We start from the raw sequence: 26,998 nt of genomic DNA on the forward strand, positions 1-26,998 counted from the left end.
GCTTGGCGGCGCTCAGCAGGTAAGCCGTAACATCGCTTTGTTTTTCCAGTACCTTGCCATCAGCGGTCTTCTTTCCTTTCAGATCGAATTTGATAGTAAGATAAATGGCCGCCTGTGGAGCAATGGCGTCTACTGCAAAACCTTCCTGCTTCAGTTCGCTCAATCCATTGTAGATTCCGCGGAGGCGGGCTTCAATAGCGGCTTTGAATCCGGTCAGGTATTCGTCGATCGCTTCTTTATTATAAAGAAATTTAGCAGTTGCTTTCTGTTCAGCCATGGGCGCCCATCCTCCGATATGGCTCAGGATAGCCTTCATCTTATCGATGACCGTTTTAGGGCCCATTGCCCAACCTACGCGAACACCGGTGGCGGCAAACACCTTACTGATGGCATCGATGAAGATGGTGTACTGCTGCATAGCCGGGCGGAGGCTCACCGGGTTATGGTGGCGGATATCCCCGAACGTGAGATGCCAGTACATCTGGTCGAACATTACATAAAGCTTCTTCTCTCCTTCACCGCGGCTGGCATTCTCTTCCAGGATCATGTCACAGATAGCTGTGAGTTCCTTTTCAGAGAAAGTGGTGCCGGTTGGGTTCTGTGGTGAACAAAGCGCTAACAGGGTGGCTCCCTTGATCACCGGACGAAGTTGCTCAACAGTGGGCATGAAATTGTTCTCAGGAGTAGCCTCCACCAGAACGTGCTGTGCTTCTACAAAATGCGTATAGTGATTATTGTTCCAGGAAGGTACTGCATACACCACTTTATCACCCTTGTCCACAATAGCCCTGAACAGGCTGTAGATCAGGGGCCTTCCGCCTGCAGCGATCAGGATCTCTGCATGTGAGTAATGGATCTGCTCCCTTTCTTTGATGAAAGCAGCCACGGCCTCACGCAGATCGAGATTGCCCTCGGCAGCGGGATAGTTGGTAAAATGATTGCGGTAGGCATCGATGATCTCCTCCTGCAGTCTGGCAGGGATGGGGAAGATAGAAGGGTCGAAATCACCTACGGTAAAATTGTAGATCTTTTCGCCCTGGCGTATCTTTTCTTTGATCTCGCCTCCAAGTTTCACGATCTCTGACCCGATCAGGGTTTCGGAAAGATGACTGAGTTTCATGCCGCAAAAATAAAGAACTTCCAACAGGAAAACGGGTTAAAAATTAACGCTCGTTAGTTAATGGCGCAAATAATTGACGAAAGCCGCTTTTACAGCCGTCAGACCACCGGTTAAACAAGCTGGCACAACCCAAAGCCATCCCTGTACGTATCCACCCAATGACCAGGCGTGTAAATCCGTGCAGACGGTACAGGTTATTGCCAATTTTAGTCGTCTATATCAAATCAATATTATATTCAACCATCGAAACCATTCGCTGAAATTAATCTTCTATCTTTAATAATGTCTAAACGCCAAATCGCTCCAAACATGAAAAAACTGGTATTATCCGCTGCAATGCTGGCAGCATCCGGTATCATTTTTACCGCATTCAGAAAATCTGCTCCTGAAACCGTTACTGCAGCCGCCACTCAGGGGGTTGCCACCAAATGGGTGCTCGACAAGTCACATTCCAACATACGCTTTACAGTAACGCATATGGTGGTTTCCGAAACAGAAGGATCTTTCAAAAAGTTCGATGGTACTTTTGAAGCAGAGAAAGCTGATTTCTCCGATGCAAAAGTGAATTTCACCATCGACGTGAATTCTATCAGTACAGACAATGAAGGAAGGGACAAGCACCTGAAGGGAGATGATTTCTTCAATGCCGAGAAATTCCCCAACATCACATTCGTGAGCACTGCTTTCAAACCAGTAGGTGGCAATAAGTACAAACTGGAAGGCCAGCTCACTGTACGCGATATCACCAAACCTGTTACTTTTGATGTAACCTACGGTGGTACCGTGGCCGGTGGCCGTGGCGCCAAAGCAGGTTTCAAAGCTAAAACCACTATCGACCGTTTTGAGTATGGCCTGAAATGGAACCGTATCACAGAAGCCGGTGGTATGACAGTTGGTAAAGATGTAGACGTGACTGTTAATATCGAGCTCAACGAAGCCAAACAATAGTCCGGTAACCATTCCGGTTTAAAAAGGGAGGAGGCATCGAAGAAACCGGTGCCTCCTCCTTCATTTTGGGGTTATCTTCGCATCTGCTTAACAAGCCAGCCATTTATTTTTTAATATATTAGAGCCAGTTTGATAATCGCTATCATGAAAAACTTGTTGATCTCCTCCCTACTGATCCTTGCCGTAACCACTGCGTTTACACAGCAGGGATATAATATCGGCCTTACACTCAAGCCTTATAAGAACGAGAAAGTTTACCTGGGCTATTATTATGGTAAAATGAAAGCACTGGCGGATTCCGTAGTGCTGGATGCCAACAGCAAAGGAACTTTTCATGGTAAGGAAGCCCTGCCAGGCGGTATTTACTTTATAGTTTCTCCCGGTAAGCAGATACTGTTTGAAGTACTGATAGACAAACAACAGCATTTCGCCATCGACGCAGATTCTTCAAAACTGCCGGCTGGCGTGAGTTATATAGGATCCAAAGAGAATACCCTCTTCCAGTCTTACTCCCGTTTTGCCAATGAAACCGGCATGGCTATCAGCCAGGCAAGGTCTGAACTGGCTGCCAGCACACAGAAAAAAGAAGTGGAGGCCAGGATCAACAGGCTGGATGCAAAGATGCAGCACTACCGCGACAGTATCGTAAAGGCCAACCCTGAATCCCTGCTGGCCGCCCTTCTCCAGGCCATGAAAGAGCCCACTATCCCACCTGCTGCCAAACATCCCGGAGGTAAATATGATTCCAATTATGCTTACCGGTACTTCAAAGATCATTTCTGGGATGGGGTGGAATTCAATGACGACCGCCTGGTGAGAACTCCTTTCTTTGAAGCCAAACTTGATAAATATTTCGAGCGCCTGGTGTCTCCCGAACCTGATTCCATCAAACCAGAAGTGGATTATATGCTGCTCTATGCCCGTTCAGGAAAAGAGATGTACAAATTCCTGATGGTGAAATTTGTGCAGCAATACCTCAATCCAAAATACATGGGACAGGATGCTGTGTTTGTGCACCTGTTTGAAAAATTCATCAATCCCGGTGAGGCGGAGTTCTTCACCCAGGAATACCGCGACCATCTTACCAAACGTGCCTATAGCCTGATGGCCAACCAGTTGGGCCTGGCAGCACCAGACATGAAAATGGTGGATACTTCTGACAAGCCCGCCGCACTGTATAATGTGAAAGGAGAAATGATCGTCCTCTGTTTCTGGGATCCTACCTGCAGCCATTGCAAAACGGTGGTGCCTAAGGTAGACTCTATCTTCCAGGCCAAATGGAAGGCCCAGGGCATCAAGGTATACGGTGTAATGGTTGATGGTGGTAAAGAAACCTGGACAAAGTATATCCGCGAAAACAATCTCAAAGACTGGATACACGTTTACCAGTTACCATCCCAGCAGGCCGCAGAGGAAAGCGCCGGAAAGCCTTCGTTCCGCCAGTTGTATGATGTATTCCAGACACCGGTACTGTACCTGCTGGACAAAGACAAGCGGATAGTGGCCAAGAAACTGGATTACCTGCAGATGGATGAGATCATCAACTTAAAACTTAAGAAATCAAATACCAACTGATTCCAATGAGACCTTCCCCTAAAGCACTGGCCACTGCCGCCCTGATCCTGGGCTGCTCTGCTACCGGCCTGGCTCAAACGATCTTTACCTATGGCAAAAAGGCGGTAAGCAAGGAAGAATTCCTCAGAGCTTACAACAAGAATAATACAACTGAACAATCCACTGATAAATCCTATCGCGATTACCTGGAACTGTACACCCGCTTCAAATTGAAAGTACAGGCTGCCTATGATCAGCGAATGGACACCCTGCCGGTACAACTGGCAGAGCTCAGCAATTTCCGCTTGCAGGTAGTTGATAATTATATGAACGATGACGCCAGTGTGAATGTGCTCATCAAAGAAGCAGCGGATCGTTCAAAGAAAGATATTTCCGTTGCGCATATTTTTATAGCTGCGGATGAACATGCCGCTCCTGATATCGTGGCCAGGGCGCATGACAAGATCAATGACATCCATAAGCGCCTGCAGAACGGGGAAGATTTTGCGCAGCTTGCCTTGCAGCTTTCAGAAGATCCTGCTGCAAAGCAAAACAAAGGAGAGATCGGTTATATAACCTCACTGGTACTTCCATACGTGATGGAATCGGCAGTATATAAAACAGCTCCCGGTAAAATATCGGAGCCTGTGCGTTCCAATATCGGTTTCCATATTTTCAAGAACCTGGGAGAGCGCCCTGCCATTGGTAAAGTACATGTAGCGCAGATCCTGATTGGCTGGGTGCCCGACGCTACTGAAGAACAGAAAACCGCCAGCCGCAAGCGCGCTGATTCCATCATGAACCTGCTGAAGCAGGGTGCCGATTTCAAACAGCTTGCGCAGCAATTCAGTACAGACAATACCAGTTATCAGGCAGGCGGAGAGATCATGGAGTTTGGCGTAGGCCGCTATGCACCTGCATTTGAGAAGGCAGCTTTTTCTCTTCAGAAAGATGGCGATCTCAGCGCTCCTGTTGAAACCGAATACGGTGTTCATATCATCAAAAGGCTCGCACGCATTCCTCTTCCTGCTGATCTCTCGGATAAAACATTCCTCGAAGGCTTACGGATACAGGTGTTGCAAAGCGACCGCATGAATGTGGCAAAGGATATCCTGTTTGATAAGATCAGGAAAGAAGTGCTCTTCAAAGAAATATCCACTGCTCCCACACCAATGATAATGCAGTATGCGGACAGTCTCCTGCAGGGACGTAATCCTAAGGGAGGGTTCTTTGTAACAAACAACTCCATGCTCTTTGTAGTTAAAGACAAACAATACCATTTCAACGATTTCAAAGAGTTCCTGGAATCCATGATGCGTCTGGAAAACATGCGCAGTCTGCCTGCCGAAAAGCTGTATGCAGCGTTCAAGGAAAGATCAGTATTCGATTATTACAGGGATAACCTGGAAACATTCAACCCCGATTTTGCTTACCAGTTGCAGGAATTCAAAGATGGCAACCTGCTGTTTGAGATCATGCAGCATAATGTATGGGATGTGGCCAGTGCAGATTCAGCTGGCCTTCAACGTTATTACGAAGCCAACAAAAACAAATACTGGTGGGATGCCAGTGCTGAGGCTGTAATGTTCACCGCCGGCAGCCAGGAGGCTGCTGATGATGCCAGAAAAAAACTGGAAGCCGATCCGGCTGCGTGGAAATCAATTGCAGAAAACAGCAATGGAACATTGCAGGCAGACTCTGGAAGATTTGAACTGGGGCAGATCCCTGTTGTTGGCCGAACCAACTTCACTAATGGATTGATCACTGCACCGGTAAAGAATGAAACAGACCACACAGTTACATTCGCATATATAATAAAGGTATTCATAGAAAGAAGCCCACGCAGCTTTGCTGATGCAAGAGGCTTTGTTGTGAATGACTACCAGGCCATGCTCGAGGATAAATGGATTGCGGAGCTGAAGAAAAAATATCCGGTGAAAGTGAAAGAATCTGTGGTGAAATCCCTGCCAAAGTAAAAACAGTAAGTATTTATATGTAGCGCCGCAATGTCTTTAATACACTGCGGCGTTCGTGTTTTAAGAAGTGTCTGTAAATCAGTACATATTGTGTTTTATCTTCTTCACTCCCCTAAAAAATGTTGCTTTTTCTATACAGATTGGAATATATTTTAAGGGTAGATTAAGTTAAGATATGCTGCCTGGCACAGTTTTTTTTAAGAGAAAGTTGTACTTAAAATTAAGCGTATGAAACCACTGATTATGATTGTAGCAGCCTGCTCACTGAGCATGGCAACAATGGCACAGCAGAGCAAAGTGTTTATCAAGGGAGGTCTTAACCTGGCCAATATTTCCAATTCAAGCGATGGCGACGTGGATGATGCAAAGACACTAGCTAGCTGGCACGTAGGTGTAATGGCTGATCTTCCGATCGGACAGTTCTTTGCCATTCAACCGGGTTTATTGTTCACAGGTAAAGGTTCCAAAATTCAAAACGGAAATTCATCAGACAACAACTATTACAAAGCCACCACTAATCCTATGTATATAGAACTGCCTGTGAATGCGGTTTTCAAGATCCCTCTTGAAACTAATTCACAACTGTTTGTAGGTGCAGGTCCATACATCGCAATGGGTGTTGCTGGTAAAAGAAAGATCGAAGGAAAGATCCTGGGAGTTGAATACAGCCGCAAAGACAATATTGAATTCAGCAACGATGATCCTACCACACTGAATGAAGAAGAAGGAGTAGGCCTTGGTATCATGCGTCGTTTTGATGCAGGTCTGAATGCCACTGCCGGTCTTATCATCAACAAATTCCTGGTTCAGGTTAACTACGGACATGGTTTGACCAAACTGCAATCAGGAGCTGACAATGGAGAAGACAACAAGAACAAGCACAGGGTGCTTAGCCTCTCAGTAGGTATCGGCTTATAGAAAAACAGTAAGAAGACATTGAAGAACAGCGAAAGAAAAAGGCTTCTGCTGGGCGAACGGATAACAACAACAAAGCGTTGTGGTCCGGATCCGGCAGAAGCCTTTAAGCTTTTATAAAGAACTAGAAGATCTCCTTAACAGCGTTGTAGATCACCTTCGGCTTACCGAGGGTGTAATAGTGAAGAACGGGTACACCGGCGGCTTTCAGTTCTTTCGATTGTTGCAGCAACCAGTCGGTTCCAACCTGTTCAACTTCCGCATCGGTCTTACATTTCATGATCTCATTACTGAAATCAGTGGGAATGTCAACGTGGAAAGTGCGGGGAATCACACTCAGCTGTTTTTTGCTGGTGATAGGTTTCAGGCCTGGAATAATGGGGATATCTATCCCTGCATCGCGGCAGGCTTTTACGAAATTGAAGTATTTCTGATTGTCGAAGAACATTTGGGTGACCACATATTCTGCGCCTGCATCTACCTTGGCTTTGAGATAGGCCAGGTCTGTCTGAAGGTTGGGTGCCTCAAAATGTTTTTCAGGATAACCGGCTGCGCCAATGCAGAAATTGGTGCGGAAGCCATCACGGATATCTTCTTCCAGATAGATCCCGTTGTTGAGGTTCATCACCTGTTTCAGCAGGTCCAGTGCATAACGGTTGCCGCCGATCTCCGGCTCAAAAGTGGTTTCATTCTTGGCTGCGTCTCCCCGAAGTACCAATACGTTGTCAACACCAATGAAATTGAGATCGATCAGGGCGTCTTCGGTTTCGCGTTTGTTGAAGCCGCCGCAGATGAGGTGGGGAACTGCATCTACTTTGTAATAGTTCATGATAGCGGCGCAGATCCCTACGGTGCCAGGGCGCTTGCGCACTTCCACCTTATCGAAAGTGCCATCGGCCTTTTTCTTGAAAACGTGCTCGCTCCTGTGATAAGTAACATTGATATAAGAAGGCTTGAACTCCATCAGGGGATCCAGGTGGTCATAAATGGAATTGATGGTCTTTCCTTTAAGAGGGGGTAGGATCTCAAAGGATACCAGGGTTTCTTTGGCCTGCTTGATATGGTCGATTACTTTCATGAGTGGTTAATTGGCCTGCAAACATATGTAAGGAAATCCGGATGGCAAATAGCTGTTAAATTCCGGGAGGCTAAGGGTATTTGAATTTGGATGAGTATTTTTGTATAAATAACGAAACACTTGATCAGCGAAATTCACACCAAAGACCTGGTAAAGATATATGGAGGACGTACCGTTGTAAACCATGTATCCGTACAGGTTAAGCAGGGAGAGATCGTGGGCCTTCTGGGGCCTAACGGGGCTGGCAAAACCACCAACTTCTATATGGTGGTAGGCCTGATCAAACCCGATGAAGGCCAGGTATTCCTGGATAATGAAGAGATCACCAGGCTCCCGATGTATAAAAGGGCACAGCTGGGGATCGGCTATCTGCCCCAGGAAGCTTCCGTTTTCCGCAAATTGAGTGTGGAAGACAATATCAAGGCGGTACTGGAAATGACCAGGCTGACCAGGGCTGAACAGCGTACCAAGCTGGAAAGCCTGCTGGATGAGTTTCGCCTCCACCACGTTCGCAAGAACAATGGAGACAGCCTCTCCGGTGGGGAAAGAAGAAGAACGGAGATAGCAAGGGCACTGGCCGTGGACCCCAAGTTCATTCTGCTGGATGAGCCTTTTGCCGGTGTAGACCCCATTGCCGTAGAAGATATTCAAGGTGTGGTGGCCCGGCTGAAATACAAGAATATCGGTATTCTCATCACTGACCATAACGTAAATGAAACGCTCAGTATCTGTGACCGTGCCTACCTGCTGATTGATGGAAAGATCTTCAAGCACGGAACGGCGGAAGAGCTGGCCGCCGACGAACAGGTGCGCAGGCTTTACCTGGGCAGGAATTTTGAGCTCAAACGGAAGGATTATCTTCACGAAGAGGCACTCAGATCCGTGGAAGGGGCTTCCAATCAATAGACTATTCCTGTAAATTCTTTATTTTGCCATGGTGAAACTATTATCGCCTGCTATATCATCGCTGGCCCGCATGAGGCTATGGCGTATCGAAGGATGGAAAACCCATCCCCAGGATGCACAGCGCGAAGTATTGCAGGACCTGGTGACTGCGGCACAATACACAGAATTCGGCAAAAAATACAATTTTTCAACACTCTTCAATATCCGCTCTTTCAAGCAAACCGTTCCGGTACATGAATACGAGGATATGAAACCTTATATCCAGCGGACCATGGAAGGAGAACAGCATGTTCTCTGGAATACCCCCATCTACTGGTTTGCCAAGAGCAGCGGCACCACTTCAGATAAAAGCAAGTTCATTCCGGTAAGCGATGAAAGCCTTGAAGATTGCCATTACAAAGCAGCCAAGGACGTGCTCAGCATGTACTATCAGTACCATCCCGAATCAGAACTGCTCACCGGCAAAGGCCTGGTGCTGGGAGGAAGCCATACCATCAATCCCCTGAATCACGAAGCACAGTATGGCGATCTCAGCGCGGTACTTCTGCAAAATTCACCTTTCTGGGGCAACTGGCTGCGTGTACCTGATCTCAGCATTGCATTGATGGACGAATGGGAAAGCAAGATCGAAATGCTCGCCCAGAGCACCATCCGCGAAAATGTGACTTCCATTTCAGGTGTGCCTACCTGGACGCTCGTACTGTTCCGCCGTATCCTGGAGATAACCGGTAAGCAGTCGATCGCAGAAGTATGGCCCAACCTCGAGCTCTACATGCACGGCGGCGTTTCATTTACGCCTTACCGTGAGCAATTCCGGAAGATCATTGGTAAGAAGATCAATTATCTTGAAATGTACAATGCCAGCGAAGGCTTCTTTGCCGCACAGGATGTGCCGGGAGAAGAAGGCATGCTACTCTTCGTGGACCATGGTATCTTCATGGAGTTCATGCCGCTGGAGGAATATGGTAAGCAATTCCCGCATACCATCGGCCTGAGCGAAGTGGAAAAGGGAAAGAACTATGCCCTGGTGATCAGCACCAATGGAGGTCTCTGGCGTTACCTGGTGGGCGATACCGTTCAGTTCACATCCCTTGAACCCTTCCGCATCAAGGTGAGCGGAAGGATCAAACATTATATGAATGCCTTCGGGGAAGAAGTGATTGTAGACAATACTGATGTAGCCATCGCCGCTGCTTCAGCAGCTACCGGTGCCGTGGTGAACGACTATACCGCCGCCCCTGTATACTTCAGTGAGGGAAGCAACGGGGCGCATGAATGGCTGATCGAATTTGAGAAGCACCCTTCCGACCTTTCTGTGTTTACCAAAGAACTGGATGCTTCCCTGAAAACCCTCAACAGTGATTACGAAGCCAAGCGACACAAGGATATTGCACTCCGCATGCCCATTGTACATTCCCTGGAGAAAGGCATTTTCAGCAACTGGCTCAAGAGCCGGGGTAAGCTGGGAGGGCAGCACAAAGTTACCCGCTTAAGCAATGAGCGCATCCACCTCGAAGAGATCAAGATCCTGGCTGGAATTACTTGATGTATCAGAGTGTGCCCAGTCGCTCGCGTCCCCGCGAGTGACGTCTATTTGTTCGCCTCCGGCGAACGTTAAGTTGACAAACAGCCATTTCCCCATTAATAAAAAAATCCTCGTATTGCATAAATTCATTTTATTTGTGCTCGTTTTATAAAAATTCAACCAACCATGAAATTACTCGACAACAAGGTTGCCATTGTAACTGGAGCGGCCCGCGGAATCGGTGAAGCGATTGCTGTGAAACTGGCTGAGCAGGGTGCACATATTGCTTTCACATACGTTAGCGACAGCAGTGCAGACAAGGCAGCAGCTCTTCAGCAAAAACTGGAATCACTTGGTGTAAAAGCCAAAGCCTATAAAAGCAACGCTGGCGATTTTACAGCCAGCGAACAATTTGTAAATGATGTGGTGAAAGAATTCGGCACCATCGACGTTTGCGTGAACAATGCGGGCATCTCTAAAGATAACCTCCTGCTCCGCATGACGCCAGAACAGTGGGACGATGTAATGAACATCAACCTGAAAAGTGTATTCAATATCACAAAGCAAGTGATCCGCCCCATGATGAAAGCCAAGAAAGGCAGCATCATCAATATGAGTTCCATTATCGGTATCCGTGGAAACGCAGGCCAGAGCAGCTATGCAGCCAGCAAAGCCGGTATCATCGGATTTACCAAGTCTGTTGCACATGAACTGGGCAGCCGGAATATCCGTTGCAATGCCATAGCCCCCGGTTTCATTGAAACCGATATGACCCACTACCTCAAGGATGGCGATGCCAGCAAGGCATTCCTTGAAAAAATTCCTCTCGGCCGTTTCGGCAGCGGCGAAGAAGTTGCCAATACCACGCTCTTCCTGGCTTCGGATATGAGTACTTATATCACCGGACAGGTACTGAGCGTTTGTGGTGGATTGAACATTTAATACAGTGCCGGCCTGCCGGTAACCATATAATCGAAAGCCTGGCATCTGACCAGGCTTTTGCTTTTACTGAAGGCCGATAAATGTTGATTCAACCGAATCCGGTTGACATACAACAGGTGGTGGGATACCTTGGATCCCTAAAACCCAAGAAATGAAAACAATTGGCAAACCTTTCAAGGTTGTTGCAATCGCAATGACAGTGCTGGGGGTGAGTATCGCAGGCTGTAAAAAAGATAAAGACAAGGCTACAGCGCAGAATGATCCTTCTATCACCTCTTTCAGTCCCGCAGAAGCCGCAATCGGCAATACTGTAGTGATCTCCGGGAAAAACTTCTCACAGGAAAAAGCAGAGAACAAGGTAAAGTTCAATGGTGTTGCAGCAGTAGTCTCAGAAGCAAAGACGACCGAGCTCTCCGTAAAGGTTCCTGAAGGAGCTGGCAATGGTAAGATCACAGTAACGGTAAATGATATAACAGCTACTTCAGCCACTGATTTCAAGGTGAATGCCAGTGCACCGCGGGTCTCCGGTTTTGATCCTGCGAAAGGAGCTGCCGGTGTGGAAGTAACAATCACAGGTGAGCGCTTCTCCAATCAGAGTAAGGCATTCTTTGGTACACTGCCTGCCACCACCACCTTCGTTAACACCACCACACTGAAGGCCGTTGTGCCTGCTGACGTGCTTACCGCAAAGATCAGGGTCACAAATGGCAACCTGGAAGCCCTCAGTGCCATTGATTTTATTGCGCCTCCACGTATCACTGGTTTGTCTGTGGACCGTGCCGAAGAAGGCCAGGTGATCACCATCACCGGTGTGAACTTCAGTGACAACAGAGAAAATATTGAAGTAGCTTTTGGTGGCGGTGTGGCAACTTCCGCAGAGATAGAAAGCTGCAATTCCACAGCAATTGTGGTAAAAGCACCAGTTGCCGGTAAAGACGGGAAGATAGGTGTTACGGCCAACGGACTCTTTGTTCAGTCTGTCAATGAATTTAAATATAAAGCTACCATTACAGAGTTTTCCCCGAAGTCAGGACCTAAAGGAACTTTGGTGTCATTAAAAGGAAAGCGTTTGGGAGTTGGGGCTTCCATTGAAATCAATGGCATCCCTGCAACATCATTTCCTTACAGGGCTCCGGATCAGACAGAGATCAGGTTCCATATTCCAACGCATGCCAGTGTTGTTGGGGATAAGATCAAATTGAAATCGAATAACCTGGAGTACCTGACTGCTGAACCTTTTGTAGTCACCAATGTGTGGAAGAAGTTACGGGATGCAGTAGCCGGACAGTATTATGAGAAAGGGTTCATGTATGTTCAGAATAATGAAATATTTGTTGGACTCGGTAAGAATGCAACCGGGGGACTTAATAATACATATGCCAAATATAGTATTGCAAATAACACCTGGTCAACACCGGTTGCCATTCCGACTATTGTTACGCCGCGTTACGATGTTAGTTATGCAACGCTCGGAAACAGGGTTTTTGTGATCGGAGGATTGATCAGCGCAAATTCGTACAAGCGCGATGTTGATTATCTCGACCTGGGCGATAATACGTGGAGAGACGCAGGGCTCCTTCCTGATAACTCAGGGGGTGGCGTTGCTTTTGTCATTAATAATACGCTTTATGCAGGTCTGGGAAATGGAGCCGGCGCCCGTAAGATCTATCAGTTCGATAATACCAACCTGAACTGGAGCGAAGGAGAAATTGTTGACCTGCGCAGCGCAGGCTTTATTAACAACAGTTGCTTTGTACTGGATAACAACGCTTATATCGGGCATGGCAAAGATGTTGCCAATAATATGAAAAAAGCATTCTTTTCGTTTTCTGGCAGTGGTACCACCGGGCCGGTAGCTGATGCTAAAGTTGTCACAGATGGCGCGGCCAGTTTCAGTTATAACGGAAAGGGGTATGTGAAAGCGGTTCACGACCTGTATGAGTACAACCCCACAAATGATGAATGGAAGCTGATCAATTCTACAGATGCTATCTACGTTAATTATCTGACTGTTGTGAACAACAGGATATTTGGTATCGGATACAACGGAGAAGTGTATGAGTACATTCCTTAATTAACTGAAACGGCCTGGGACCTTTATTCAACAGGTCGCAGGCCGTTTATATTTTAACCGACAGTTTATTCTGTCTATTTTTTTGCTTTCGCTTTGAACTGCTCTATAGCATTGCGGGTAAAGCTGCTCAATACCAGCTCTCCGCTGATCTTTGCTCTTTCCACCAGCAGCTGGTCCCAGTGATCAGTTCCTTTCCACAATACCTTCTTCAGTTCATGCATGGCCTGTGGGCTTGAATGAGAGAGTGTTTGAGTAAGGCGGGCGATGGATTCATCCATATCTGAAACGCTGTTGTGCAGTTCTGCAAACAGTCCTTTTCTTCTTGCCCAGTCAGCATTGCGCCACATGGTAGCATCGATGGACAGATGTCCGAAACCTGCAGTCCCGATCTTCCTTTCCACAGCGGGGCCTACTACAAAAGGTCCGATGCCTACCGCCAGTTCGCTCAGTTTTACGTCTGCGCCTTCCACGGCAATGGCGTAATCAGCCGCTGCTGCAATGCCTACACCGCCGCCCACGCATTTGCCCTGGATACGGGCAACAATGAACTGCGGGCATTTGCGCATGGCATTGATCACATTGGCAAAGCCGCTGAAGAATTCAAGTCCCTGTTCTTTGTTCTGAATGGCCACCAGCTCATCAAAAGAAGCACCTGCACAGAAGGCTTTCTCCCCGGCAGAGCGGAGAACGATCACTTTGGTATCGCTTTCATTGCCTGCTCCATGAATGGCATGAGCCAGTTCTTCCAGTAGTTTGCCAGGCAAGGAATTGCTCTGGGGGTGGTAGAACTCGATGGTGGTAATCCCATTATGCGTTTCGGCCTTTACATGGCCCTGTTGAATTTCCCTGATCATAGATAAATGTTTTTTGAATTAGCCCTGATCTTTCTTTCTGACCATAGTGAGAATAGTGGCAATGGCAACCGGTTCGTCCAGTTGATCGGTTACTTCCACCAGCCATTTCACAATTCCTTTTGCAATATCATCATCCCCTTTCTTTTCCTGCTCCGTTTTTTCTTTACAGGTAAGTTTTACTCCAATGGTGGAGCCTGCATACACAGGTTTTAGGAAACGGCATTCATCCAGCCCGTAGTTCAGCATCACCGGTCCTTTCTTTGCATCCACAAATAAACCAGCGGCTGCGCTCAGAATGAAGTAGCCATGAGCTACAGGCCTTTCAAAAATGGTGCCTTCCAGTGAAGTATGATCGGTATGTGCATAAAAATGGTCCCAGCTTACATTGGCGAAGTTAACGATGTCTGCTTCCGTTACAGTACGCTTATGCGTGTGCAGGGTGTCTCCGATCTGCAATTCCTCGAAAAATTTTCTGAATGGATGTTTCTCGTCTTCTGTAGTTGCCGCGCCTGCCTGGTACACATTGGTGATGGCAGTAATGGCGGTGGGCGATCCCTGGATGGCGGTGCGCTGCATGTAGTGCTTCACGCCTCTTACGCCGCCCATTTCTTCGCCGCCTCCGGCGCGGCCCGGGCCGCCATGCACCAGCATGGGTAACGGCGATCCGTGTCCGGTGCTTTCTTTGGCGTCTTCGCGGTTCAGCACCAGGATGCGTCCATGGTGGGAAGCTGCGCCCAGCACAAAATCTTTCGCGATCTTATTATCAGCAGTCACTACGGAACAAACCAGTGAGCCTTTGCCTTTCTTGGCAAGTACAGTGGCTTCGTTCAGGTTCTTGTAAGGCATGATGGTGCTAACAGGTCCGAATGCTTCCACTTCATGTACTTCCTTCGATTCAAAAGGCGTTTGGTTCAACAGCAGCAAGGGGCTCATGAATGCGCCCTTCTTTGCGTCTGCATCAATAACTTCCACGCTGTCGAGGGAGCCATATACAATGGAGGAAGAGGCCAGCAGCTTCTGCACCTGCGCCATCACCTCCTCGCGCTGGCTTTGCCCGGCGAGGGAACCCATGCGCACTTTTTCGTTCTCAGGGTTGCCGATGGTGGTTTGACTGAGTGCTTTGCCCACAGCTTTCCACACATCTTCCATTTTATTTTCAGGAACAAAAATGCGGCGGATAGCAGTACATTTTTGTCCTGCCTTGGTGGTCATTTCTTTTCTTACCTCTTTCACAAAGATGTCCCACTCCGGCATGTCCGGTGTAACATCTTCGCCCAGCACAATACAGTTCAGTGAATCCGCTTCCATGGTGAAAGGCACGTTCTCTGCAAGGATGCGTGGCTGTGATTTAAGCATTTTACCGGTGGAGGCGGAACCTGTGAAGGTGATCACATCCTGTTCGGTAACATGATCAAGCAGGTCACCGGCAGAACCAACCAGCAACTGGAGGGCACCATCGGGCAGGATGCCTGAGGCGATGATCTTTTTAACTACGGCTTCTGTGAGATAGGAAGTAACCGTTGCGGGTTTCACGATGGCGGGCATACCTGCCAGCAGGTTCACTGCAATCTTTTCAAGCATCCCCCACACGGGAAAGTTGAATGCATTGATATGAATGGCCACGCCTTCTTTGGGGACCAGGATATGATGCCCCATGAAACTGCCTGTTTTACTCAGTGAAACAGGATCACCGTCAACGGCAAAAGGTTCATTGGGAAATTTTCTGCGGAGGGAAGCATAAGAGAACAGGTTACCGATGCCACCTTCGATATCCACCCAGCTGTCTGCTTTGGTTGCGCCGGATTTATAGCTCAGGCTATAAAGCTCCGGTAAATGTTCGCGAAGCATGAGTGCCAGGCTTTTGAGCATCAGTCCTCTTTCATGAAAGGTCATTTTACGCAATGCGGGATTGCCTTTGGTTCTCCCATATTCCAGGATGGATGCAAAATCAAGTCCTTTTGTTGAAGTTGAGCCCAATGGAGCGCCGGTAACTGCATTGTATAATGTCTGACCTTCTCCATCGCCGGCAATCCATTTACCGGTCACATAGTTTTCGAGTTTGATCATATAGCAAGTTAATGCCACGAAAGTACTGCAAAGCAATAAATCGGGCCGGATTTAGTGATTTTATTAACAGGAATGTATTTTTGCCGGGACCAATGGAAAAAGATAGCTTTCCGTTGTGTAAAAAACACAAAGTATGATAAAATCAATTGCTTCGCTGGCTGTGATCAGTATGATGGTAATGGCCTGTAACAACGCACAGGAAACTACACCTGAGCGTAAAGATGGTTATTCCAAAGATCTGAAAACAAAAAAAGACTCTCTCTACCACGATGTAATGGAAGGACATGATATCGGAATGGCAAAAATGGGCGCTTTGAAGAAGAATAACGGGCTTGCACAATCGAAAATCGACAGTATCCAGAAATTACCCGCAGGCAAACAGGATAAATCCTATCTGCAGGAAGTGATGACGCTTCAGCAGCAGCTGATCAATGCGGAGAATGGTATGAATGACTGGATGGTTGGTTTCAACACGGACTCTGCAACCGGCGCAAATGCTGAGCCATACCTGCAGGGAGAATTGATGAAAGTGAATATCGTGCGCGATAATATCCTCAACAGCCTGAAAAAAGCGGATTCGCTGTTTAAGAAATAACAGTCGCTTACCCGGAAATTATAAAGCCTGCATCAAGAAATGCAGGCTTTTGTTTTATCGTTCAACGGGATCAGCTGATCAGTCCGAATTGCTTCAGGTGATGTTGTGTATGCTTGTACAGCAGTTGAACCTGCTCTTCAAAGTTGAGGTTTCCGAAAACAGGGTTCAGTACCCTCAGTTGCGGATCCTTTTCAAATACTTCAAAGAAATGATCCAGTTCTTTCTGAAGAGCCTCGATAGCCTGCTGCATGGTATTGTATTGGGTAGGCTTGGGCTCCTCAGGCAATAAAGGGTTAACGGTATTGGGTCTGAAAGGTTTGTCGGTCATCAGCCAAGCATATGTTTTTTCTGTTGTTTCCTTATCGGCAACTGCCGGGTATTGCTGGCGGCCGCTGGCAACCTGCAGCATCTCAGCCATATGTTCCACCATCTGCTGGCCATTCATCTTGCCCCATGCGGGTTGTGCATCCGGCGCCAGGTGTTTCAGGTGGAAAACAAAATCCTGCTTCAGAAAATTCACATGCTGCTGGTTCATCATATTGGTTGTTTAATAATGGGCATAATAGCACAATTTACATAAAAAAATGTGTCAGCATGACAGATTACCGGATTGGTGCAGGTTTTGAGCCATTGCATTTATGGAAAACGACTATCCCCTGCAATTGGTTCAGCATGCTGACCAGGGTTTGCTGGATGCTTATTCCGGCACAATCACCCGAGTGGTGCATGATACTGCGGAAGCAGTAGTGCACATAGAAGTTATCAAAAAGGTAACAGATCCCAGGACCCGCCAGCAGCGCGACGCGCCTGGCAGTGGCTCTGGTTTCATCATTTCTTCAGATGGTTTTATCGTTACCAATAATCACGTAATAGAACAGGCAAAGGATATCAGGGTATCATTATCCGATGGCAGGAAAGTGGTGGCTGAACTGAGAGGCACTGATCCTTCAACGGATATTGCCGTGCTGAAGATCTATGAGAATAACCTGAAAGCACTGGCTTTTGCAGATTCTTCAAATCTGCAACCCGGCCAGATTGCAGTTGCTATCGGCAACCCGCTGGGGTTGCAGCATACCGTAACAGCCGGTGTGGTCAGTGCACTTGGCCGCACATTGCGAGCCAGCAACGGCAGGTTGATAGATGATGTGATACAGACTGACGCCAGTCTCAATCCCGGTAATTCCGGTGGACCGTTGGTGAACTCCTCCGGTCAGGTGATCGGTGTGAACACCGCCATGATCCCTACTGCCCATGGGATCTGTTTTGCGGTGAGCTCCAATCTTGCCGCTTATGTGGCCGGCAGGCTGATCATGACCGGCAGAGTGAAGCGCGCTTATCTTGGTATTGCAGGTCAGCTGGTCAACCTCACTGACCGGATGATTGCCGCCAACAAGCTGCAGAAAAAAACAGGAGTGTATGTATTTGAACTGGAAGCAGACAGTCCTGCTTATAACCGGCAGCTGAATACCGGTGATATCATTGTGGGCATCGGCGAAACAGCAGTTGGTTCTGTGGATGATCTGCACAAACAGTTGACTGAAAGCTTTATAGGACAAAGGTTACAGCTGGATGTGCTGCGCAATGGAAGGAAGGTAACGGTAGAAGTGATTCCCGGAGAAATGAAATAAGATTATTGATTTAAAGAGAGATCCCGGCTCAATGGCCGGGATCTCTCTTTAAATATGTACTACCGGGAGTTTACCGGATGATGAGTTTGGTGAGATAATTCTTATTGTCGTGCTGGATCCTCAGCATATACACACCTGTGGTGAGATGTGCGGCCTCAACAGTTTTGTTGAACCTGCCGATGAAGCCTGGGTAATTATTCTCGAAAACTTTTTGTCCGAGTGTATTCAGGATCGCGATATTCAGATCTGCTTTTTTGGTAACGGTGAAGTCTGCCACAAATCTTCCGCTGCTCGGGTTGGGCAGTATCTTCAGACCAATGGCCGCCGGATCTACATTCGGTACAGAGGTTACCGTGTAATTGATCTCATTGGAAGTGAGGGCGCAATTGAATTCCGATCTCACAACAACAGTATAAGTGCCGGCTGTAGTGGCTACATACGTTTTTTCTGTAGCTCCTGTTATTTCAGTGCCATTTCTGTACCATTGGTTGCCAGTGGCGGAGCTGCTTGTAAGTACATTTCCTGCGATAGTAATTGATGGCGGCAACATGCTGCTGGCTAATACTTCTGATTTGCCGGTACTGGGGCAGTTCAGGAAGCGGAGTTTTGTATCGTACAGGAAGAACCAGTATTTCTGTTGGTCATTATTGATAAACTGCTGGATATTGCTGGTGTAAGTAAATACGCCTGTAATGCCTGTGGGATAAGGTGTTGCGGCCAGGTTGTTATTGGCAAAAAGTTCCACATTGTCCGTTGCTTCCTGTGTAACGATGATATAATGTGTGCCGGTAGTGGTCACTTGCAGGTTCAGGGTGAATACGGCCCCGTTGTCATCTGGCTGATAACTCTGGCTGTTGCCGGGAGTTGGGTCGGTTGGATACACATCGATCTCTGTTGCGCTTACCGGCGTGTAGTTGTAGCTGTTGGTATTCCAGGTAAGGTTCCTGGCTACAGTGAATTTTAATTTACTGCCCGGAGTTGCAAACCCGATGTATAACCGCACACTTTCGATCATTACCGGAGCTGTATTGCTGAAGGTCATAAAGTAGGCATTGAACTTCCTGTAGGAACCGGTAGTATTTAATGTGCTGTGACTTGCAGGCCCTATGTTGATTGTACTGTTATTCTTTCCAACAAAATACTTCTTATCAGCTGTGATCACAGTGCTGGATGATTTTGTACCTGCAGCAATGGGAGTGGTTGCATTGGCCGCATCATACCAGAAATAAATATCTCCATTGGTTGGATTGCCTTTGAAATTTACCAGGTTATTATTACAGATCTCAGCGGAGCCGTCCGTTGGTGGAGCAGGCGCCGGAGCGATATTCACAGTAGTGGTTATTTTATCATTACTGGCATTCTGGTCACCTGCGAAAGTAGTGCTGGCTTCAACCGTGTACGTGGCGCCGGCTTCAGGAGTAATGGTGTTCTGCAAGGTGTATACTGCACTTCCTCCTGCAGGAATAGTTCCCGGGAAAGTACCATTGGTATTCAAAACTGTTGTAGCGCCTTTTGTGATCTTCATGGAGAAGGGCACATTGCTTTGCGACTGAGTGCCCATATTCCGAAGTCTGATAGCCACATACTGCGGACCATTGGCGCAATCCTCATCATAAGGAGAGATGATCTCTGCAACACCCAGATCTTTGGAAGGCTGCAATGTTTTCAAAAGGAAATCGTGAGTCTCGCCTTTGGTGTAAGTGCCGCAACTGGTAATGGAGGAGGGGTTGGCGGTTTCCACCAATACAATGCGGGAAAGAATTGTTTGTCCCGATTTAATTGTCACCGGCAGGGTAACATTAAAAGTGAATGTATGCGTGGGTGTATTGGGTGTGACCGCTGCGGAAGTGTATAATAATTCAGCAGGCAGATCAAAAGTTCCGTTATTGTTGAGGTCGGCAAAAAATTTGAATCCGATGGATGGGAGATTCTCTCCGCCGCAGGTTCCCACCGTGAGTGTGGGTGCATAGGCAATGCCTGTTTCTATGGAAGCCACTGAACCAGTATTGTCAACATAGTTGGTGCAGGTATTGGTGGAGGCGGCTGTAAAGTCCAGGGTTCCCAGCTTGATACCGTTCACTCTTGCACCGCTGGTATTTGTGGGGCCTGAAGTACAGGCGGCTGCACCGCCCACTCCGCTGATGATGAGAGAGAAAATTTGTGATCCTCTTTCCAGGGTGCCCTTATGCGTTACCGTTATGGTGTATGTACGGCCGGGAACAGCGTTGGGGATCTCGATCTTCTCCACGTTGTCAAGGATATTGTCTCCGGTAGTGGCCGCAGCATCACGGGATGCCGGATTCAGTTTCCATGGCATGAATGTAGTGGCGCCCTGTGTGATCCGGAGATCAAGGTCGTGCACCAGTTTGGGTGTAGTACTGTTCAGTGTATTGGCAGAAGTGATGCCTCCTTTGGGGTCTGTCCAGCAGATGGTAGCCACCAGAGGGCCGTTGCCCGAAGCTACTACGTTAAATGTAAAGGTGTTGCCATTGTTGATAGTTTCTTCTTTAATTACCTGCAGTTTGGCCGGGCTGTTATCGTCTTTGATAACAGTAGCGGCTTTGGCGATATTGGCCAGTCCCCATCCGTGCTTGTAGTCAGGACCGTTTGACGGGCCGGCTTCATTTGCGGTATGGATAACCAGCCCTTTCAATGTTGAAGAGCGCATGAAGGCACCTGCATGGAGCTGTGCGTAATATTCCTGCAGCAGTATAAGCGAGCCGGAAACGTTGGGAGTTGCCATGGATGTACCGCTGAAACTGGAATAAGCATTATCACCGGAGGCAACACTGCTCAGCAGATCCACGCCGTCGGCCACAATATCGGGCTTGATGCGGCCGTCATCGGTAGGGCCCCAGCTGCTGAAGCTGCTGAGCACTACGTCGGCAGTAGTTGAATAACCGAGAGCGACAGGATTCACGGCGCCAACGGTGAGCACATTCTTGGCGGTACCATATGATGAAATGATATCATAGCCATCATTGTTGCTGATGCCTGCCGGGCGCTTACCTAAAGTCCATACACCTTCACTATTCCGTCTGTAATAGTCTGCTCCAACAGCGGGACCGTTCTCATCCCTGTTATTGCCTGATGATTTTACGATCAGGTAAAAAGGAGCGTTGTAGGCGATAGAGTCCCAGGTTTGGGTTTCGTCTGTATACTGTCCGAAGCGAGGGTCTTCCACGGAGCCATCTGGTCCCCAGAACTCCCACCTGTTTTGCGTTTCATTAAAACTCCATCCGGCAATTTCTCCGTATGAGTGGTTGCTCACCAGGAGATTGGGCGCAGCTCCAAGCATCTCTGAAATATGGCTGTTGAAATCATATGCTTCGAGGGTTTGTAGCTGGTAGGCCATTCCTTTTGCGAGGGGGTTGACTCCTGTGGCTATCATAGTTCCGGCTACGTGCGTGGCGTGATCGTTGTTAGTGCCAACATTCTTGTTGGCTACTCTTCCAACCAGCTCCACGTGCGTGGCACGTACGTTACCTCCATCCCAGAGTCCGAGTTTACTCTTCACTGAATTGGAACTGCCGCTGAGGCTGAGGCCCAGGCTACCGCCGGACCAGAGTTGGTTGGTGCCGATAGTGGCTGCTGCCAGTTGGTTGCTTTCCGTGGAAAGGTAAACAGGGTTGCCTGAGCCGTCAACTCTTATAAGAACAGCTATTCCTCCATTTCTTCTGTTCACCGTAAGCGGCCAGCTTTTCTTCTTTGCCAGTTCCTGCAATTTCACATGGTCTATCCGCTCTTTTGCGGCCTGATTCTCGCTTGCTTTGCGAAGTGTCTCTGACTGTGTACGGGATTGAGAAAATGCCTGGCTGCCTGTCAACAACACGATTACGAATAGTGTAAATTTGTTCCGGGGCATGTAAAGTTTTTAATATGTACTGAAAAAGCAATAATTTGGTTGGTTACCGGGTAATTGCACTCCCTAAATTTAATATAACATGGCAATGATGCGAAATAAACTTGGGCTTCCGGCACTGGCATTTTTAATGCTCACCGTGCTGAGTTCTTATACTTGCATCTTCGGCAGAAAGGAAGGGATAAGAGGGCTGATCCATTTGGTTAAGGGTAACCAGATGCCTTCTCCCAGCCGTCCCCTCCCGGCGCCCGAGCCACTACAGACCACTTTGTATATTTACGAACTTACCAATATCAGCCAGGTGACCCGATCCGAAGCCTATGCGCCTTTCTACACCGCTATCAATACCAGGCTGATCAAACAGGTAAACTCAAATAAAAAGGGCGAATTCAAAGTCAAACTTCCGCCCGGCCAATATTCCATCTTTATAAAGAAGGACGACCGCTTCTACGCAAACCTCTTCGATGAAAAGAACAACATCGCGCCCGTAACCGTAGCAAAAGGAAAATATACGGAAGTGGAAGTCAGGGCTGATTACGACGCCGTGTATTGATGCTGATAAGCGTCTGTAACCGGGGGTATACAATTTGCATAACAATTGTACCGGGATTATATTGTAAACATGTAAAGCGGATAGAACGCAATGCAGCACAAGGATTTATTTAAAAAAGGATGGATGTTCATGACGCTGCTGGCTGGCTGCTTTACGGCTGCTGCTCAGGGAAGTGCAGAATATGATTCGGATTATTATGAGTCTTATACCGATAAGGTCACCGGGAGGGTGTACTTCTCCCAGAAATACACCAATCTTATCCTCCGGGCCAAAAACCGGGCAGACGATCTCCGTTACAGACCAAATACTACACTAAATTTCGGGGTAGGCGCCACCTATGGCTGGTTCACGCTCAACCTGGCTTATGGATTCAACTTCCTCAACCGGGGCGACGGAGGCAAAGGCAAAACCCGCTACCTCGATCTTCAATCGCATATCTATACCCGTAAGATGAGTATTGACCTCTTCGGGCAGTTCTACAAAGGTTTTTATCTCTATCCGGAAGGAACGGCCATGCCTAACAAGGGATGGTATACCCGCCCCGATATCCGGGTCCGGCATATGGGTGTTGCAGCTTATTACATTATTGACTGGGATAAACTGAGCATGCGGGCAGCCATGTTGCAAACTGAATGGCAGAAGAAATCCGCAGGCAGCCTGCTGGTGGGTGGCGAAGTGTATTATGGTTATACAAAAGCGGACAGTGCACTTGTGCCTGCCGTAATGGAAGCCATGTATGATCAGCGGGGTGTTACCAAATTCAGGTATTTCGATATAGGGCCGGGTATCGGTTATGCCTATACGTATGTACACAAAGAAAGGTTCTTTGCCATGGGAGGCATCACCGGCAGCTTCCCCATCAATTTCCAGAAAGATATACGCTATGGAACCCCGGAAAGGAAGGTGACCATCAGTCCGGATATCATGTACAGGATCGGGCTTGGTTATAATGATTCAAGAAAGAATTTCAGTGTTACCTGGGTGAACAATACATTTCAAACAAAGGGAGAGTCCGGCAGGTACCGTATCAATACAGGAAATGTGCGGGTAAATGCTGCCTGGCGCTTCGATCCGGGGCCGAAGTTGAAGAGAAAGATAAAAGTGTTCAGGTCCAATAGCTGAGCTGAACAAAATAAGAAAAGTCACCCGCCTGGGTGACGGGCGACTTCAGAATATAGTTACTTATACAGATTGCTTTGATTCAATCTCCCTGGTAAGGGCGCTGAAGATTTCGTCGATACTTCCTTCACCTTTCACATGCTTCACTTTTCCAAATTTGGAGTAGTGGCCTGCAACAGGAGAAGTTTTGTTCTCATACTCTACAAGGCGGGCGCGGATCACGTCTGTATTGGTGTCGTCGCTTCTGCCGGAGGTTTTGCCGCGGTTGAGAAGGCGTTGAACCAGCTCGTCTTCGGAAACCTCCAGAGCCAGCACGATGGAGATCTCTTCCTGCAGTTCTGCCAGCAAGCTGTCAAGCGCTTCCGCCTGTGCAACTGTGCGGGGGAAACCATCAAACAGGAAGCCTTTGGCTTCTGGATTGGCGTTCAGCGCGGAACGGATCATACCGATCACAACCTCATCGGGCACCAGTTGGCCCTGGTCCATATAACTTTTGGCTTCCAGGCCCAGTTTGGTTTTATTGGCAATCTCTTCGCGGAGCAGGTTGCCCGTTGAGAGATGCAATAATCCGTATTGTTCTATCAGTTTATCTGACTGAGTGCCCTTTCCGCTACCGGGAGGTCCGAATAAAATCAAATTGAACATGATACTTACTACACTTGGTGAAGGGACAAATATAAACCATGATCGTTAGAAATCCTTTAACATCCGGGGGTTTCTAATTAAAAAAGCATTAGACAATACTACTAACATCTGTTAATTTTCAATTGTGTAAGATCCCCGCAAACTCTGCGTGCGTAAATTTGTTATAATAAAATGACTATGAAGCGAAACCTGCACAGGGTGCTGATTCTGCCCCTGATACTCCTGATGCTCACTGCACTGCAGCAGTGCAGCTACTCGCAAACACCACCTCCCAATCAGAAAAAACAGCATATGGATAGTACAAAAAAAGAGAACAACCCGGTTTATTCCCGTACAGATTCCACCAAAGTGAACCTGTCGGAAGAAGAATGGAAGAAGATCCTGCCTGCGGATGTTTACAACATTGCGCGCCAGAAAGGAACGGAGCGGCCATGGAGCAGCAAATTCGAGCACTCCAAAGAGATAGGCACTTATTACTGCGCCGTATGCGGTAACCCGCTGTTCAGATCTGATACCAAATTCGAGAGCGGATGCGGCTGGCCAAGCTTTTACGAGCCCGTAACCAAGGGTAGCATCATCTATAATCCGGATAACTCGCACGGAATGCAACGTACAGAAGTAGTTTGCGGCCGCTGCAAGAGCCACCTGGGACATGTATTTGACGACGGCCCCCCTCCAACAGGCCTCCGTTACTGCATCAACGGTGTAGTGCTGGATTTTGAAAAAGCCAAAGAGGCAGAGAAGAAATATAAGGAAGATAAACAAGACTAGCAGGCGTTATCTTTGCACCATGAGAAAGAAGAACATGGTATTGCAAAGCATTGCAGTTGAAGACTATGCGGCGGAAGGAAAGGCTCTGGCCAGATTGGATGGAAAAGTGATCTTTATCGAAGGCGCCGTGCCCGGAGATGTAGTGGACGTGCGCCTTTCCAAAAATAAAAAAGAATGGGCCGAAGGTAAAGCGGTCCATTTTCATTCCTTTTCAAAAGACAGGGTAGACCCCTTCTGCCAGCACTTCGGAGTGTGCGGAGGCTGCAAATGGCAGATGCTCCCCTACGAAAAGCAGGTTATTTACAAACAACAGGAAGTGACACAGAACCTGAAAAGGATCGGCAAAGTGGAGCTTCCCGAGATAGAGCCCATCCTGGGTTGCGAGCAGACGGCCCGCTACCGCAACAAGCTGGAATTCACTTTCAGCAACAAAAGATACCTCACCAATCAGGAGATCGCGGCAGGCGGTGACCTGCCCCAGGAAAATGCCCTCGGTTTTCACGTTCCCCGTTTATTCGACAAGATCATCGATATCAATACCTGCCACCTGATGGCAGAGCCGGCCAATGCCATCAAGAATACCATCCGGGATTTTGCCAAAGAACAGGATTATACCTTCTACGATATCCGTGAACACAAGGGATGGCTTCGCACTCTCATCATCCGGGTGGTTACCACCGGCGAAGTGATGGTGAACGTTTGCTTTGGGTATGATGATGCTGAACAGCGCAAAAAGCTGTTTGATCACCTGCTGCAGAAAGTGCCTTCCATCACCACCCTGCTGTATACCATCAACCCCAAAAAGAACGACACCATTTATGACCTGGAGCCTAAAGCCTATACGGGTAAAGGTTACATCATAGAAAAGCTGGAAGACCTTCAGTTCAAGATCGGACCGAAATCTTTCTTTCAGACAAATACGCATCAGGGTGAAAGATTATACCAGGTTACGCGGGAGTTTGCCGAACTAAGCGGTACAGAAACTGTTTATGATCTGTATTGCGGAACAGGCAGCATCGGTCTGTTCGTAAGCAAACTGGCAAAGAAGATAATCGGGGTAGAAGTTATCAAAGAAGCTATTGATGATGCCCGCGAGAATGCGGCGCTGAACAATATCGGCCATGCAGAGTTCTTTGCAGGTGATGTGATAGATATCTGCAACGATGCTTTCTTTCAGCACCATGGCAAGCCCGATGTGATCATTACCGATCCCCCACGGGCAGGCATGCACGAAAAACTTGTGCAGAAGATCCTGGACATGGAGGCCCCGCTGGTAGTGTATGTAAGCTGTAATCCTGCCACGCAGGCCAGGGATCTCAGCAGACTGGGTGAAAAATATGAAGTTACCAGGGTACGGCCGGTAGACATGTTCCCGCAGACCCACCATATCGAGAACGTGGTGCAGCTGAAGCTGAAAAAATAACCGAACGAACAAGAAACAGATCCGGTTGTTAGCCCATTCGGGCAAACATGCCGATATTTAGAGCAACTAAAAGGAACAGGAATATGGGACAAGTGAGATTCGGAGGATTTCAGGCGCCTCCGCCGGTCATTAAAAATCTGATCATCATCAATGCGCTGATGTGGATTGCAGAGCTCACCTTCAAAGATGCACTGATCAATCCATTGTCACTGTACTTTGTGAAGTCGCCGAATTTCGGTTTCTGGCAACTTTTCACCTATATGTTCCTGCACAGTCCGGCCAGTATATTCCACCTGCTCTTCAATATGCTCATGCTCTGGATTTTCGGCAGCCAGCTTGAATACCGCTGGGGCGCCAAACGTTTCCTGCTCTTTTACCTCATTTGTGGTGTAGGCGCAGGCCTTATTCATCTGATTGCCTACCAGGTAGACCTGAGCATAATA

At 47.8% G+C, this 26,998-nt stretch carries 22 protein-coding genes; 15 read left to right on the forward strand and 7 right to left on the reverse strand.

Annotated features, from left to right (window positions below; translation table 11 throughout):
* Positions 1-1,120 (reverse strand): pyridoxal phosphate-dependent aminotransferase (locus tag ACTHMC_RS23635; protein WP_440416976.1); only part of this gene is annotated, 1,120 nt, incomplete at its 3' end.
* Between the two features lie 309 nt (positions 1,121-1,429).
* Here ACTHMC_RS23635 and ACTHMC_RS23640 point away from each other — a divergent pair.
* From ACTHMC_RS23640 to ACTHMC_RS23655, 4 genes are all read left to right on the forward strand, one after another.
* Positions 1,430-2,068 carry a YceI family protein gene (locus tag ACTHMC_RS23640; protein ID WP_440416978.1) on the forward strand — a complete coding sequence of 213 codons (639 nt, stop codon included), beginning with the start codon at positions 1,430-1,432 and terminating at the stop codon, positions 2,066-2,068.
* Positions 2,069-2,212: 144 nt separating this feature from the next.
* Positions 2,213-3,643, forward strand: a complete 1,431-nt coding sequence (locus ACTHMC_RS23645) for a redoxin domain-containing protein (RefSeq protein WP_440416980.1) — start codon at positions 2,213-2,215, stop codon at positions 3,641-3,643.
* Positions 3,644-3,648: 5 nt separating this feature from the next.
* Positions 3,649-5,598, forward strand: a complete 1,950-nt coding sequence (locus ACTHMC_RS23650) for a foldase protein PrsA (protein WP_440416982.1) — start codon at positions 3,649-3,651, stop codon at positions 5,596-5,598.
* A gap of 228 nt (positions 5,599-5,826) precedes the next feature.
* On the forward strand, positions 5,827-6,516 hold the full coding sequence (locus ACTHMC_RS23655) for a porin family protein (RefSeq protein WP_440416984.1): 690 nt from the start codon (positions 5,827-5,829) through the stop codon (positions 6,514-6,516).
* A gap of 121 nt (positions 6,517-6,637) precedes the next feature.
* Here ACTHMC_RS23655 and metF read toward each other — a convergent pair whose 3' ends face one another.
* Entirely contained in the window at positions 6,638-7,591 is a 954-nt protein-coding gene (metF, locus tag ACTHMC_RS23660; RefSeq protein ID WP_440416986.1) for a methylenetetrahydrofolate reductase [NAD(P)H], read from the reverse strand.
* A gap of 120 nt (positions 7,592-7,711) precedes the next feature.
* Here metF and lptB point away from each other — a divergent pair, with 120 nt between their 5' ends.
* The 4 genes from lptB to ACTHMC_RS23680 all read left to right on the forward strand — a co-directional run bounded on the left by lptB (position 7,712) and on the right by ACTHMC_RS23680 (position 13,038).
* On the forward strand, positions 7,712-8,497 hold the full coding sequence (gene lptB / locus ACTHMC_RS23665; RefSeq protein ID WP_440416987.1) for an LPS export ABC transporter ATP-binding protein: 786 nt from the start codon (positions 7,712-7,714) through the stop codon (positions 8,495-8,497).
* Between the two features lie 28 nt (positions 8,498-8,525).
* The gene (locus ACTHMC_RS23670) at positions 8,526-10,043 is read left to right on the forward strand and encodes a GH3 auxin-responsive promoter family protein (protein ID WP_440416988.1); all 1,518 of its coding nucleotides are present in this window, start codon (positions 8,526-8,528) and stop codon (positions 10,041-10,043) included.
* Between the two features lie 165 nt (positions 10,044-10,208).
* Positions 10,209-10,964 carry a 3-oxoacyl-[acyl-carrier-protein] reductase gene (gene fabG, locus ACTHMC_RS23675; protein ID WP_440416990.1) on the forward strand — a complete coding sequence of 252 codons (756 nt, stop codon included), beginning with the start codon at positions 10,209-10,211 and terminating at the stop codon, positions 10,962-10,964.
* A 151-nt stretch (positions 10,965-11,115) separates the two neighbouring features.
* The gene (locus ACTHMC_RS23680) at positions 11,116-13,038 is read left to right on the forward strand and encodes an IPT/TIG domain-containing protein (RefSeq protein ID WP_440416992.1); all 1,923 of its coding nucleotides are present in this window, start codon (positions 11,116-11,118) and stop codon (positions 13,036-13,038) included.
* A 74-nt stretch (positions 13,039-13,112) separates the two neighbouring features.
* Here ACTHMC_RS23680 and ACTHMC_RS23685 read toward each other — a convergent pair whose 3' ends face one another.
* Positions 13,113-13,892: an enoyl-CoA hydratase/isomerase family protein gene (locus ACTHMC_RS23685; RefSeq protein ID WP_440416993.1), complete on the reverse strand. Its 780-nt coding sequence runs from the start codon at positions 13,890-13,892 to the stop codon at positions 13,113-13,115.
* A gap of 18 nt (positions 13,893-13,910) precedes the next feature.
* Positions 13,911-15,959 (reverse strand): phenylacetic acid degradation bifunctional protein PaaZ, encoded by a 2,049-nt coding sequence (paaZ, locus tag ACTHMC_RS23690; protein WP_440416994.1) that lies wholly within the window; start codon positions 15,957-15,959, stop codon positions 13,911-13,913.
* Between the two features lie 133 nt (positions 15,960-16,092).
* Between paaZ and ACTHMC_RS23695 the strand changes: the two genes are divergently transcribed.
* Entirely contained in the window at positions 16,093-16,554 is a 462-nt protein-coding gene (locus ACTHMC_RS23695) for a hypothetical protein (RefSeq protein WP_440416995.1), read from the forward strand.
* A 70-nt stretch (positions 16,555-16,624) separates the two neighbouring features.
* Here ACTHMC_RS23695 and ACTHMC_RS23700 read toward each other — a convergent pair whose 3' ends face one another.
* Entirely contained in the window at positions 16,625-17,092 is a 468-nt protein-coding gene (locus ACTHMC_RS23700) for a DinB family protein (protein ID WP_440416996.1), read from the reverse strand.
* Between the two features lie 100 nt (positions 17,093-17,192).
* Between ACTHMC_RS23700 and ACTHMC_RS23705 the strand changes: the two genes are divergently transcribed.
* Positions 17,193-18,182: a S1C family serine protease gene (locus ACTHMC_RS23705; RefSeq protein ID WP_440416997.1), complete on the forward strand. Its 990-nt coding sequence runs from the start codon at positions 17,193-17,195 to the stop codon at positions 18,180-18,182.
* Between the two features lie 70 nt (positions 18,183-18,252).
* Here the strand turns inward: ACTHMC_RS23705 and ACTHMC_RS23710 are convergent, their stop codons facing one another.
* Positions 18,253-22,047, reverse strand: a complete 3,795-nt coding sequence (locus ACTHMC_RS23710; RefSeq protein WP_440416999.1) for a S8 family serine peptidase — start codon at positions 22,045-22,047, stop codon at positions 18,253-18,255.
* Positions 22,048-22,135: 88 nt separating this feature from the next.
* Here ACTHMC_RS23710 and ACTHMC_RS23715 point away from each other — a divergent pair, with 88 nt between their 5' ends.
* Both ACTHMC_RS23715 and ACTHMC_RS23720 read left to right on the forward strand, forming a co-directional pair.
* Positions 22,136-22,597 carry a hypothetical protein gene (locus ACTHMC_RS23715; protein ID WP_440417001.1) on the forward strand — a complete coding sequence of 154 codons (462 nt, stop codon included), beginning with the start codon at positions 22,136-22,138 and terminating at the stop codon, positions 22,595-22,597.
* 123 nt (positions 22,598-22,720) lie between these two features.
* Positions 22,721-23,719, forward strand: coding sequence for a DUF4421 domain-containing protein (locus tag ACTHMC_RS23720; RefSeq protein ID WP_440417002.1), 999 nt, complete (start codon positions 22,721-22,723; stop codon positions 23,717-23,719).
* Positions 23,720-23,779: 60 nt separating this feature from the next.
* Here ACTHMC_RS23720 and ACTHMC_RS23725 read toward each other — a convergent pair whose 3' ends face one another.
* The gene (locus tag ACTHMC_RS23725) at positions 23,780-24,361 is read right to left on the reverse strand and encodes an adenylate kinase (RefSeq protein ID WP_440417003.1); all 582 of its coding nucleotides are present in this window, start codon (positions 24,359-24,361) and stop codon (positions 23,780-23,782) included.
* A gap of 177 nt (positions 24,362-24,538) precedes the next feature.
* Between ACTHMC_RS23725 and msrB the strand changes: the two genes are divergently transcribed.
* The 3 genes from msrB to ACTHMC_RS23740 form a co-directional block, all read left to right on the forward strand.
* A complete protein-coding gene (msrB, locus tag ACTHMC_RS23730) occupies positions 24,539-25,132 on the forward strand; it encodes a peptide-methionine (R)-S-oxide reductase MsrB (RefSeq protein ID WP_440417004.1) in 594 nt (197 codons plus the stop codon).
* A 19-nt stretch (positions 25,133-25,151) separates the two neighbouring features.
* Complete coding sequence (gene rlmD, locus ACTHMC_RS23735; RefSeq protein WP_440417005.1) at positions 25,152-26,555, forward strand: 23S rRNA (uracil(1939)-C(5))-methyltransferase RlmD; 1,404 nt, start codon at positions 25,152-25,154, stop codon at positions 26,553-26,555.
* Positions 26,556-26,638: 83 nt separating this feature from the next.
* A partial coding sequence (locus ACTHMC_RS23740; protein ID WP_440417007.1) for a rhomboid family intramembrane serine protease occupies positions 26,639-26,998 on the forward strand: 360 nt, incomplete at its 3' end.

The organism is Pseudobacter sp. (assembly GCF_051955275.1).
GTDB lineage: Bacteria > Bacteroidota > Bacteroidia > Chitinophagales > Chitinophagaceae > Pseudobacter.